Genomic DNA, 12,081 nt, shown 5'->3' on the forward strand with positions numbered 1-12,081 from the left:
TCACGGAGCCTCCCGAGCGAGCCTGGTGTCGGCGCGGACCTGGAACGGCGGGCCGGAGGCGACCATGCGCCCGGCGCGCAGCACGTACAGCTCGTCGCAGACGCCCATGACCTGCTCCAGGTCGCGTGCGGCGAGCACGACGGCCAGCCCCTCGGCGGCCAGGTCGCGGATCAGGACCTCCAGCGCGCGCGACTCCCGTACGGCCAGGTCCGCCGACGGCTCGTCGAGCAGCAGCAGCCGGGGGCGGGTGGCGAGGGCGCGCGCCAGCTCCATGAGCCGGACGGCCCCGGGCGGCAGGTGGGCGGGCAGGTCGCCCGCGTGGCGGGCGATGCCGGTGCGGGCGAGCAGGGCGTCGGCGGTGTCGCCGCAGGCGCGCAGCGCCTCCCGGCGGCGCCGCAGCCGGTCGCGCGCGCCGCGGCCCGCGACCGGGCGCGTCAGGGCGTGCGCCTCGGCGGCGAGCCGGACGTTCTCGCGCACGGTCAGCGTCCGGAACGCCTGGGGCCGCTGGAACGTGCGGGCGACGCCGAGGCGGGCGCGGGCGTGCGCGGGCCGGCCGGCGAGGTCGGCGCCGTCCAGCAGCAGCGTGCCGGCCGCGGACCGGCGCAGCCCGGAGATCACGTCCAGCAGCGCGGTCTTGCCGGAGCCGGCGGGCCCGATGAGGCCGGTGACCGTGCCGGGCGGCGCGGCGAGGGTGACCCCGTCCAGCGGAGCGCAGGTGACGCCGGACGCCAGGAGCCCTTCGCCGGCGGCCTCCTGGGCGTCGGGCATCGCGGCTCCTCGGGTGTGATCCAGATCACCTGAGCGCCTCACTGTACTGGCGCGGCCCCGCGCGATCAACGCTTCCCCATCGACTGCGGAGCAAGTTGATCACGGTTCGGTTGCGTGCGGTTCCTGCATCTTGTCGGACATCTGGGGAATTCATACATTCGCGGCGATAACGGGGCCCATCCCACATCCCTGAGGAGCTCCCATGTCCAAGGTTGAACGCCGCGACGTGCTCGCCGGGGCCGCCGCCCTGGCCGGGTTCGCGGCCGTCGGCCTGCTGCCCGGCACCGCCGCCGCCGCGACCCGGCAGCGGCCCGGCGCCGCGCGGCCGCCCGCGCTGGGCACCGGCGACAAGGCCGTCGTCGCCCGCGTCGACGCCCGCCGCGCGCTGAAGCACCTGAAGGTGCTCAGCGACGAGATCGGCTGGCGCATCGCCGGGACCGAGTCCGAGCACCGCGCCGCCCGCTACATCGCCCGGGAGCTGCGCGACCTCGGCTACAAGGTGGAACTGCAGCCGTTCCCGGTGGCCGACAAGTACCTGGCCGAGATCCGCGCCAGGGGCGGCGTGCACTGGCAGTGCAGCGCCTCCCCGCAGGCCGCCGTCGCCGCCGTCGAGGGCGAGGCGGTGGACGTGGGCGCGGTCACCGAGATCACCGCCGCCGTCGAGGGCAGGCTCGTCCTGTTCGACCGCGTCGCCGGCAAGGAGACCGAGCAGGTCAAGGCCGCGGCGGCCAAGGGCGCCAAGGCGGTGCTGATCGCCAACGTGCGGTCCACCACCTACCCGGAGCGCAAGGCCGCCTCGTTCGCCCCGGCGCTGAAGGAGCCCGCGGCGATCCCGGTGCTCGGCCTCGCCGAGTACCACGGCGCGGAGATCCGCGGCGGCGTCCGGCGGCTGTCGTTCAAGGTCACCCACCACTCCGGGCTGACCTCGTACAACGTGCTCGCCGAGCGGCGGGCCACGCTGCCGAACCCGCAGCGCAAGGCCGTCATCATCAGCGCCCACTACGACAGCGTCCCCGGCTCGCCCGGCGCCAACGACGACGGCAGCGGCACCGTGCTCTGCCTGGAGCTGGCGCGCGCGCTGCGGCGCCTGCCCACCCAGCAGGACCTGCGGATCTGCCTGTGGGGCTCGGAGGAGTACGGCCTGATCGGCGCCCGCCACTACGTGAAGGGCCTCAGCGAGGCCGGCGTCGCGCAGATCACCGGCTGCTTCCAGAACGACATGGTCGCCACCAGCCACCCGCCGGCGGGCACGTACTGGCTGCTGTCGGTGGACGGCGCCGACAACACCACCACGGCCGCCGTCAACGCCGCCGCCGAGCGGCTCGGCTACGTCGACCAGACCGAGGGGCCCACGGCCCGCGGCTCCAGCGACCACGAGGCGTTCTTCGAGCGCGGCATCGCGGCGGGCAACTTCAGCTGGCGCGGCGGCGAGGCGCCCAGCCAGCTGGAGCCGATCTACCACACGCCCGAGGACACCATCAGGAAGAACATCAGCCTCCAGCGCCTCCAGGTGTCGCTGGAGCTGATCGGCTGCGCCGCGTACGACGTGGCCCGCCGCAAGTAGGCGGCGACTCCCTGACCTGGGACTCTCCCCCGGAGATCCGGCGCATTCCGGCGCACCGAGTAAAGTGTCGCGTTCGCGGCGCGCCGAAAGCGCCCTCTGGACTCCGGGGGAGAGTTTGCAGCCACTCACGGCCGCCGCCGAGCGCGCGGTCTTCCGTACGCCCGGGGGCGCGCCGCCGCCGCGCACCCTGCTCGACGTCCTCGACGCGACCGCGTTCCGACATCCGTACGCGCCCGCCCTCGACGACGGCGCGGCCCGGCTCGACTACGACGGGCTGCGCGCCGAGGCCGGGCGCCTGGCCAAGGAGCTGGAGCAGGCCGGGATCGGGCGCGGCGACCGCGTCGGCGTCCGCGTGCCGTCCGGCACCCTCGACCTGTACGTGGCGATCCTCGGGGTGCTGACCGCCGGCGCCGCGTACGTGCCGGTGGACGCCGACGACCCCGAGGAGCGGGCCGCGCTGGTCTTCGGCGAGGCGGAGGTCTGCGCCGTCATCGGCGCGGGCCGCGAGATCGTCCACCACCGGCCGCCGCGCGGGCTCCCGGGACGCCCCGGCCTGGACGACGACGCCTGGATCATCTTCACCTCCGGCTCGACCGGCCGCCCCAAGGGCGTGGCCGTCACCCACCGCGCCGCCGCCGCGTTCGTGGACGCCGAGGCCCGGCTGTTCCCCGCGACCCCGGAGGACCGCGTGCTCGCGGGCCTGTCGGTGGCGTTCGACGCCTCCTGCGAGGAGATGTGGCTGGCCTGGCGCAACGGCGCCTGCCTGGTGCCCGCGCCGCGCGCGCTCGTGCGCACCGGGATGGACCTCGGCCCCTGGCTCGCGGAACGGGGCATCACGGTCGTGTCGACCGTCCCGACGCTGGCCGCGCTGTGGCCGGTGGAGACGCTCGCCGGGATCCGGCTGCTGATCTTCGGCGGCGAGGCGTGCCCGCCCGAGCTGGCCGCCCGCCTCGCCGTCCCCGGCCGGCAGGTGTGGAACACCTACGGCCCCACCGAGGCGACCGTCGTCGCCTGCGCCGCCCCGCTCGGCGGCGCCGGTCCCGTTCGCATCGGGCTGCCCCTGGACGGCTGGGACCTGGCCGTCGTCGACGCCGCCGGCGAGCCCGTCGGGTACGGCGCGACCGGCGAGCTGGTCATCGGCGGCGCCGGCCTGGCCCGCTACCTCGACCCGGTGAAGGACGCCGAGAAGTACGCGCCGCTGCCCGCGCTCGGCTGGGACCGCGCGTACCGCAGCGGCGACCTCGTCGTGGCCGACCCGGAGGGGCTGCTGTTCGTCGGCCGCGCCGACGAGCAGATCAAGCTCGGCGGGCGGCGGATCGAGCTGGGCGAGGTGGACGCCGCGCTCCAGGCGCTGCCCGGCGTGACCGGCGCCGCCGCGGCCGTCAAGACCAGCGCGGCCGGGCACCGGCTGCTGATCGGCTACGTCGTCGCGGGCGACGGGTACGACGGCGCCGCCGCCCGCGAGCGGCTCGGCGAGACGCTGCCCGCCGCGCTCGTCCCGCGGCTCGCGGTCGTCGGGACGCTGCCGACCCGCACGTCCGGGAAGGTCGACCGCGACGCGCTCCCGTGGCCGCTGCCGGACGCCGGCGCGGACGGCGGCGGAGAGCCGATGACCGCGGCCGAGGAGTGGCTGGCCGCGCGCTGGGCCGAGATCCTCGGCGCGGAGCCGGACGGGCCCGGCGCCGATTTCTTCGCCCTCGGCGGCAGCAGCCTCGGCGCCGCCCGGCTGGTGTCCGCGCTGCGCCCGCGCTTCCCGTCCGCTGCGGTCGGCGACGTGTACGAGTACCCGACGCTGCGCGCGCTCGCCGGTCACCTCGGCGACCCGCAGGCGGCGGGCGAGGCGGCCCCCGTACGCGAGGTCCGGCCGCTGCCCCGGCGGGCCGCGCTCGCGCAGACCCTGCTGATGGCGCCGCTGCTCACGCTCGGCGCGATGCGCTGGGCCGTCGGCGTCGCCGCGTTCAACAACGTGATCGGGCTCCCGTGGGCGCCCGCGGTCTCGTGGTGGTGGGTGCTGACCGGCGGGCTGCTGTTCGTGACGCCCGCCGGGCGCATGACGCTGTCGGCGGCCGCCGCGCGGCTGCTGCTGCGCGGGCTGCGGCCCGGCACGTACCCGCGCGGCGGCGCCGTCCACCTGCGGCTGTGGACGGCCGAGCGGATCGCGGTACGGCTCGGCGCCGCCGAGCTGTCCGGGGCGCCCTGGTTCACCCTCTACGGCCGGGCGCTGGGCGCGCGGATCGAGCGGGGCGTCGATTTGCACTCGCCGCCGCCCGTCACCGGGATGCTGCGGATCGGGCGGAACGCCGCCGTCGAACCCGAGGTGGACCTGTGCGGGCACTGGCTCGACGGGGACCTGCTGCACGTCGGCGGCGTCCGGATCGGCGCCGGCGCCTCCGTCGGTGCCCGCGCGGTCCTGTTCCCCGGCGCGCGCATCGGGAAGAACGCGCAGGTCGCGCCGGGCGCCGCGGTCACCGGCCGGGTCCCGGCCGGGCAGCGCTGGGCCGGCGCCCCGGCCGTCCGGCGCGGCAAGGCCCGCCAGTATCCGGGGGAGCGGCCGCCGCACCGGCGCCGCTGGTCGTTCGTCTACGGCGCGTCGGCGCTCCTGCTGAGCGCGCTGCCGCTGCTCACCGCCCTGCCCGGGCTGGCCGTGCTGGCCGCCTTCCTGGACGGCACCGCCACGCTGGGCGAGGCCCTGCGCGCCGCGCTCCTGGCGGTGCCGCCCGCCACCCTCGCCGCCATGCTGTCGTTCGCGGCCGTCACGCTCGCCTGCGTGCGGCTGCTCGGCCTCGGACTGCGCGAGGGCGACCACCCCGTCCACGGCCGGCAGGCGTGGCGGGCGTGGGCCACCAGCCGGCTGATGGGGATGGCGCGCGTCTGGCTGTTCCCGCTGTACGCCAGCATCCTGACGCCCGCGTGGCTGCGCGCCCTCGGCATGAGGGTCGGCCGGGACGTGGAGCTGTCGACCGTGCTCGCGCTCCCCACGATGACCTCGGTCGCCGACGGGGCGTTCCTGGCCGACGACACGATGGTGGCGCCGTACGAGCTGGGCGGCGGCCGGATGCGGGTCGCCCGCGCCCGCATCGGCAAGCGCGCGTTCCTCGGCAACTCCGGCATGGCCGGGCCCGGCCGCAAGGTCCCCAAGGGCGGCCTGATCGGCGTGCTGTCGGCCGCCCCGAAGAAGGCCAAGGCGGGCGCCTCGTACCTGGGCCTGCCGCCCGTGCGGCTGCACCGCGCCGCCGAGGAGGGCGACCAGTCCCGCACCTTCCGGCCGCCGCCCCGGCTCAAGGCCGCCCGCGCGGCCGTGGAGGCCGCCCGGATCGTGCCCGCGATGGGCACGGTCGCGGTCGGCGTCCTGGCCGCCGCGGCGCTGGAGTGGCTGATCGCCGCGCACGGCGTCGGGACCGCCGTGCTGCTGGGCGGCGCCGTGCTCGCGGGGGCGGGCGCGCTCGCCGCCGCCGTCACCACCGCCGCCAAGTGGGCGCTGCTCGGCCGCATCACCGCCGGCGAGCGGCCCCTGTGGAGCTCGTTCGTGTGGCGCAACGAGCTGGCCGACAACTTCGTCGAGGTGCTGGCCGCGCCCTGGTTCGCCGAGCCGTGGCTGGGCACCGCGCCGTTCAACGCGTGGCTGCGCACGCTCGGCGCCCGCATCGGCCGCGGCGTGTGGTGCGCGACGTACTGGCTGCCCGAGACCGACCTGGTACGGCTCGGCGACGGCGCCACCGTCAACCAGGGCAGCGTGCTGCAGACCCACCTGTTCCACGACCGGATCATGAGCATCGATTCGGTCGTGCTGGAGCGCGGCGCGACGCTAGGCTCGAACGGTGTCGTCCTCCCCGCCGCGACGGTGGGGGCCGGCGCCACGGTCGGACCCGCCTCCCTGGTGACGCGCGGCGAGCAGCTGCCCGCCGGCACCCGCTGGCTGGGCAACCCGATCGCGGCCTGGACGCCCCGGCGGGACGGGCACCACCGGCACGGCGGCGGCGGCGACGGCGGCGCGGACCACGAGAGCGACGCGGACTGAGGGCGAGGACCGGACCGGGCGTGAACTACTTCCCCGAGCGCGGCAGCGACGCGTACCGGGTCTCCTTCTACGACCTGTCGCTGGAGTACCGGGTCGGGCCCAACCGCCTCGCGGGCACGGCCGTGCTGTCCATCGTCCCGAACGGGCCGCTCGACCGCGTCGAGCTGGATCTGGGACCGTTCCGGATCGGCCGGGTCCTGGTGGACGGCCGCCCGGCGCGGTTCCGGCAGCGCCGCGACAAGCTGCACGTCACCCCCGGCCGGGCCCTCGCGGGCCCGTGCACGCTGGAGGTCCGCTACGCCGGCAACCCGCGGCCGCTGCGCAGCCCGTGGGGCGGGCTCGGCTGGGAGCAGCTCACCGACGGGTCCCTGGTCGCCGCGCAGCCGACCGGCGCCGCCTCGTGGTTCCCGTGCAACGACCGCGTCCAGGACAAGGCCCCGTACCGCATCTCCGTCACCACCGCCTCGGGGTACCACGTCGTGGCCAACGGGCGGCTCGCCGGGAAGAGCTCCGCGGGCGCCACCACGACCTGGGTGTACGAGCAGGACGAGCCGATGGCGCCGTACCTGGCCAGCGTCCAGATCGGCCGCTACCGCGGGATCGAGATCGCCGGCCCGGTGCCGCAGCGGCTGGTGTTCCCGCCGGCCGCCGAGGAGCGGGTCCGGCACGACTTCGGCCGGCAGGGCGAGATGATCGGCGTCTTCGCCCGGCTGTTCGGGCCGTACCCGTTCGGGGCGTACACGGTCGTCGTCGCCGACGACGAGCTGGAGATCCCGGTCGAGGCGCAGGGCATGTCGATCTTCGGCACCAACCACGCCGACGGCGGCCGCGGCGAGGAGCGCCTCGTCGCGCACGAGCTGGCGCACCAGTGGTTCGGCAACAGCCTCACGCTGGCCGACTGGCGCGACATCTGGCTGCACGAGGGCTTCGCCACCTACGCCGAGTGGCTGTGGTCGGAGTTCTCCGGCGGCGATCCCGCCGACGAGCACGCGCTGCGCTGGCACGCGCGGCTGGCCCGGCAGCCGCAGGACCTGGTGCTGGCCGACCCCGGCGTCCGCCGCGTCTTCGACGACCGGGTCTACAAGCGCGGCGCGCTGGCCCTGCACGCGCTGCGCCGCGCGACGGGCGACCAGCGGTTCTTCCCGATGCTGCGCGAATGGACCCGCGAGCACCGCCACGGCTCGGTCACGACCGCCGCGTTCGCCCGCCACGCGCAGGAGCACTCGCCGGTCCCCCTGGACGGCCTGTTCACCGCCTGGCTGCACCGCGGCGCCCTCCCGCGCCTGCCCTAGCCCGCCCGGGCGGCCCGCACCGTTGACGCGCCGCGCGCGGCGTTCCTAGGCTAGGCACATACCGACCAGTTGGTATGTCGTCGGTACGTCGCCATCACCGCAGCGGAGGTTCGCCCTGTGAGCACAGCACCGCCCGACGCCGAAGCACTGCGCAGGCGGGTCGAGGAGTTCCTCGCCGACCACGATCCGGCCGCCCTGGAGCCGCTGGAGTTCCTGCGGGCCAGGTTCGACGCCGGACTCGCCTGGGTGCACTACCCCGAGGGCCTCGGCGGCCTCGGGGCGGCCCGCGAGCTCCAGCCCGCGGTGGACCGGCAGTTCGCGAAGGCGGGCGCGCCGTCCAACCATCCCGAGCGCAACGGCATCGGGCTCGGCATGGCCGCGCCGACCGTCCTGGCCGTGGGCACCGAGGAGCAGAAGAAGCGGTTCCTGCGCCCGCTGTGGACGGGCGAGGAGATCTGGTGCCAGCTGTTCAGCGAGCCGGGCGCCGGATCCGACCTGGCCGCCCTCGCCACCCGCGCGGTGCGCGACGGCGACGGCTGGACCGTCAACGGCCAGAAGGTCTGGACGTCCATGGCGCACGAGGCGCGCTGGGCGCTGCTGGTCACCCGGACCGATCCGGACGTGCCCAAGCACAAGGGCATGACGTACTTCGTCTGCGACATGCACGCCCCCGGCGTCGAGGTGCGGCCGCTGCGGCAGATCACCGGTGAGGCCGAGTTCAACGAGGTCTTCCTCACCGACGTGCGGATCCCCGACGAGCACCGGCTCGGCGCGGTCGGCGACGGCTGGCGGGTCTCCACCACCACGCTGATGAACGAGCGGGTCGCCATCGGCGGCGCCGCCGCCCCGCGCGAGGGCGGCATGATCGGCGTGGTCGCGAAGCTGTGGCGGGACCGTCCCGAGATCCGCACCGCCGGGCTGCACGACGCGCTCCTGCACCGGTGGGTGGAGGCCGAGGCCGCGCGGCTCACCGGCGCCCGGCTGCGCCAGTCCCTCGCCGCCGGCGCGCCCGGCCCGGAGGGCTCGGCCGCCAAGCTGACCTTCGCCGAGCTGAACCAGAAGATCTCCGGCCTGGAGCTGGAGATGCTCGGCGCGGACGGCCTGTACTACGACGACTGGACGATGCGCCGGCCGAGCGAGGTCGACTTCACCCGCCGCTCGCCCGGCTACCGCTACCTGCGCGCCAAGGGCAACTCGATCGAGGGCGGCACCTCCGAGATCCTGCGCAACATCATCGCCGAGCGGGTGCTGGGCCTGCCCGGCGAGATCCGGGTCGACAAGGACGTGGCGTGGAAGGACCTGCCCAAGTGAACGACCTCCTGTACAGCGAGATCGAGAACGACCTGCGCGCCGGCGTCCGGGGGCTCCTGGACGACAAGTGCCCGTGGACCGACGTGCTCGCCGGCACCGAGAAGGACGACCCGTACGACGCGGCGCTCTGGCGCGCGCTCGTCCAGATGGGCGTGACCGCGCTGCCCGTCCCCGAGGACCTGGGCGGCGGGGGCGCCTCGTGGCGGGAGACGGCCGTGGTCATGGAGGAGCTGGGCCGCGCCGTGGCGCCGGTGCCGTTCCTCGGCGCGGCCGTGCTCGGCACCGCGGCGCTGCTGGCGGCCGGCGACCGGGAGCTGCTGCCCGAGGCGGCCGCGGGCGACAAGGTCGTGGTGCTGGCGGTGCCGCTGGGCACCGCGCCGGACGCCCCGCTCCCCGCCGTGCGGGCCGAGGGCGGCGCGCTCACCGGCGGGATCGCGGGCGTCGCCGACGGCCTGGCCGCCGACGTGCTGCTGGTGCCCGCCGCGGACGGGCTCTACGCGGTGACCGCCGCCGACGCCGGCCGTACCGCGCTGACCTCCCTGGACATGACCCGGCGCCTGTGCGACGTCGCGCTGTCCGGCGCCCCCGCCCGCAGGATCGCCGACGGGGACGCCGCCGTCCGGGAGGCGCTGGCCACCGGCGCCGCGCTGCTGGCCTCCGAGCAGCTCGGGCTGGCCGAGCGCTGCCTGGACACCGCGCTGGAGTACGTGAAGAACCGGTACCAGTTCGGCCGGCCGGTGGGGTCGTACCAGGCGCTCAAGCACCGCGCCGCCGACCTGTGGACCGCGATCGCGCAGGCCCGCGCGGTGGCCCGCTACGCCGCCGCCTGCACCGCGGCCGGCGACGCGGACGCGCCGGTGGCGGTGGCGGTCGCCAAGTCGCACTGCTCGGGCGTCGTGGTCAAGGCCGCCGAGGACTGCGTCCAGATGCACGGCGGGATCGGCTTCACCTGGGAGCACCCGGCGCATCTGTTCCTGAAGCGGGCCAAGGGCAGCGCCCTGTCGCTCGGCACGCCCGACCGGCACCGCGCGGCCCTGGCCGGGCTGGTCGACCTGCCGCCGGCCTGACCCCTCATCCGCACCCCGGGCAGCGGCCGCCGGCGACCAGCCGGCGGCCGCCGCCGTCGTAGGGGACCAGCGTCATGCGCAGCCGGCCGCACGCGCACCGGCTCCACACGACGATGCCGGAACTGGTGGCGTGCCGGGAAACGATCTTCTCTGTCGCCGTCATGCCGCCAGTCTGCGACCCCGGGAGCGTTGCGGTCCATTGCACATTCCCGCATCTGTACGTGCAGAATCGTTACATGATCGACCTGCGCCGGCTCCAGGTCCTGCGCGCCGTCCACCGGCACGGCACCGTCACCGCCGCCGCCGAGGCGCTGCACCTGACCCCCTCCGCCGTCTCCCACCACCTGCGCGAGCTGGCCCGCGAGGTGCGGGTCCCGCTGGCCGAGCCGCAGGGCCGCGGCATCCGGCTGACCGCCGCCGCGTACCTGCTGGTCGAGCACGCCGACGCCCTCTTCGCCCGCTGGGAGGAGACCCGCTCGGCGCTGGAGTCCTACCGGGAGGGCGAGGCAGGGCTGCTGCGCATGTGCGGCTTCGCGTCCGCCGTCGTCGGCCTGCTCGCCCCGGCCGCCGCCCGGCTGCGCGACGAGCACCCCGGGCTGACCGTGCGGGTCAGCGAGTGCGGCACCGCGATCGGCTTCGACCTGCTGATGTCCACCGACGCCGACATCGCCATCGTCGACCCGAACGGGGACGCCCCGCCGCCCGGCGACGACCGGTTCGAGCAGCACCTGCTGGTGGAGGAGCGGCACGACCTGCTCGTCCCGGCCGGTCACCCGCTCGCCGCCCGCCCCGCCGTACGGCTGGCCGAGGCGGCCGGCGAGGACTGGGTGATCCCCGAGCGGGGGACCTGCGACCACCACGAGCGGCTGCTGACCTACTGCGCCGCCGCCGGGTTCAACCCGCGCGTCGCCCACTACGCCACCGAGTGGCCGACGATCTCCGCGCTGGTCGGGCACGGGCTCGGCATCTCGATGATCCCGCGGATGGCCGAGCTCGCCGCCGGGCGCGCGGTGGTGCGCGTCCCGCTGGCCGGCGAGCCGATGCCGGTGCGGCGGGTGCTGGCGTGCGTGCGGCGGGGGAGCGGCGCGCACCCGCTCGTCCAGCGTGGCCTGCGCGCCCTGCGCGAGGTCGTGGCCGCGGCGCCCGCCCTCGGCACCCCCGAACCCGGCGGCCCCTGAGCCCTTCTCAGGAGCAGCCCTCGAACTCCGGGACCGAGTAGACGAGGTCGACGCCCGACGAGCCGAACCAGATCGCCAGCATGCGGGACGCGGTGCCGTCCTGGTACATCCGGGTGATGGCCTTGTTGACGGCCTCGCAGCCGTCGATGTCGCCCTTGCGCAGGCCGACGCCGTACCGCTCCTCGGTGAACGGGGCGTTGAGGATCCGCACCGACGCGCGCCGCCGGGCCGCGAAGCCGGCCAGCACCAGGTCGCCGGTGGAGACGGCGTCCACCCGCCCGGCGAGCAGCATGTCCACGCAGGCGGAGTAGGACGGCGCGGGGACGAGCCGGGCGCGCACGCCCAGGCCGCCGACGACGCGCTCGGTGGAGACCGAGCCGCCGGCCTGGCACATCTGCCGCCCGGCCAGGTCGCGGACCGACGCGATCCCGGTCTCGTCGCGGCGGACCATGATGTCCTGGTGCGCCACGTAGTAGGGGCCGCCGAAGGTGACCTTGGTGGAGCGGTCGGCGGTGATCGAGTACGAGGCCAGCACGAGGTCGACCGTGCCGTCGTCGAGCAGCCGCTCGCGGTTCTCGGAGGTGACGGCCTTGAAGTCGATGCGCGAGGCGCCCAGGTGGCGGGCGATGTAGCGGCCGGCCTCGACCTCGAAGCCGCGGAACGTGCCGCCGGGCTCGGCGAGGCCGAGCCCGGGCTGGTCGGCCTTGACCCCGACCGTCAGGGCGTCCGCGCCGGCGATCGTGTCGGCGCCCGCCGCCGTCCCGCAGGCCGCGAGGGCGGCGGGCAGGAGGGCGGCGAGAGCGGCGGCGAGAGGGCGGGCGAGTCTCACACCGCCAGAGGTAGCGCGCCGACACGGCCGGCAGGTGAACGCCGCCGGTCCGCC

General features: G+C 76.1%; 9 protein-coding genes. 6 read left to right on the forward strand and 3 right to left on the reverse strand.

Going from position 1 to position 12,081, the window contains the following annotated elements:
• A complete protein-coding gene (locus ACA361_RS23345; protein ID WP_375014976.1) occupies positions 1 to 768 on the reverse strand; it encodes an ABC transporter ATP-binding protein in 768 nt (255 codons plus the stop codon).
• Positions 769 to 970: 202 nt separating this feature from the next.
• On the opposite strand from ACA361_RS23345, the gene ACA361_RS23350 reads away from it, so the two are divergent.
• From ACA361_RS23350 to ACA361_RS23370, 5 genes are all read left to right on the forward strand, one after another.
• Positions 971 to 2,332 carry a M20/M25/M40 family metallo-hydrolase gene (locus ACA361_RS23350; protein WP_375014978.1) on the forward strand — a complete coding sequence of 454 codons (1,362 nt, stop codon included), beginning with the start codon at positions 971 to 973 and terminating at the stop codon, positions 2,330 to 2,332.
• Between the two features lie 115 nt (positions 2,333 to 2,447).
• Complete coding sequence (locus ACA361_RS23355) at positions 2,448 to 6,350, forward strand: Pls/PosA family non-ribosomal peptide synthetase (RefSeq protein WP_375014979.1); 3,903 nt, start codon at positions 2,448 to 2,450, stop codon at positions 6,348 to 6,350.
• Between the two features lie 20 nt (positions 6,351 to 6,370).
• Positions 6,371 to 7,642, forward strand: coding sequence for a M1 family metallopeptidase (locus ACA361_RS23360; protein ID WP_375014981.1), 1,272 nt, complete (start codon positions 6,371 to 6,373; stop codon positions 7,640 to 7,642).
• Positions 7,643 to 7,759: 117 nt separating this feature from the next.
• Complete coding sequence (locus ACA361_RS23365) at positions 7,760 to 8,953, forward strand: acyl-CoA dehydrogenase family protein (protein WP_375014983.1); 1,194 nt, start codon at positions 7,760 to 7,762, stop codon at positions 8,951 to 8,953.
• Positions 8,950 to 10,020 (forward strand): acyl-CoA dehydrogenase family protein, encoded by a 1,071-nt coding sequence (locus ACA361_RS23370; RefSeq protein WP_375014985.1) that lies wholly within the window; start codon positions 8,950 to 8,952, stop codon positions 10,018 to 10,020. The genes ACA361_RS23365 and ACA361_RS23370 overlap by 4 nt, the downstream gene beginning before the upstream one ends.
• A 4-nt stretch (positions 10,021 to 10,024) precedes the next feature.
• On the opposite strand, the gene ACA361_RS23375 is transcribed toward ACA361_RS23370, so the two are convergent.
• A complete protein-coding gene (locus ACA361_RS23375; RefSeq protein WP_375014987.1) occupies positions 10,025 to 10,183 on the reverse strand; it encodes a hypothetical protein in 159 nt (52 codons plus the stop codon).
• Between the two features lie 73 nt (positions 10,184 to 10,256).
• Between ACA361_RS23375 and ACA361_RS23380 the strand changes: the two genes are divergently transcribed.
• The gene (locus ACA361_RS23380) at positions 10,257 to 11,198 is read left to right on the forward strand and encodes a LysR family transcriptional regulator (protein ID WP_375014989.1); all 942 of its coding nucleotides are present in this window, start codon (positions 10,257 to 10,259) and stop codon (positions 11,196 to 11,198) included.
• A gap of 7 nt (positions 11,199 to 11,205) precedes the next feature.
• Here the strand turns inward: ACA361_RS23380 and ACA361_RS23385 are convergent, their stop codons facing one another.
• A complete protein-coding gene (locus ACA361_RS23385) occupies positions 11,206 to 12,027 on the reverse strand; it encodes a glutamate ABC transporter substrate-binding protein (protein ID WP_375014991.1) in 822 nt (273 codons plus the stop codon).
• Positions 12,028 to 12,081 lie beyond the last annotated feature (54 nt).

It is taken from the genome of Actinomadura sp. 21ATH (assembly GCF_041951345.1).
GTDB lineage: Bacteria > Actinomycetota > Actinomycetes > Streptosporangiales > Streptosporangiaceae > Spirillospora.

Excerpts from the sequence above, each read along its gene's own strand:
- ACA361_RS23380 (WP_375014989.1), top strand. The coding sequence starts at position 10,257 with ATGATCGACCTGCGCCGGCTCCAGGTCCTGCGCGCCGTCCACCGGCAC.
- ACA361_RS23345 (WP_375014976.1), bottom strand. The coding sequence starts at position 768 with ATGCCCGACGCCCAGGAGGCCGCCGGCGAAGGGCTCCTGGCGTCCGGC.
- ACA361_RS23350 (WP_375014978.1), top strand. The coding sequence starts at position 971 with ATGTCCAAGGTTGAACGCCGCGACGTGCTCGCCGGGGCCGCCGCCCTG.
- ACA361_RS23375 (WP_375014987.1), bottom strand. The coding sequence starts at position 10,183 with ATGACGGCGACAGAGAAGATCGTTTCCCGGCACGCCACCAGTTCCGGC.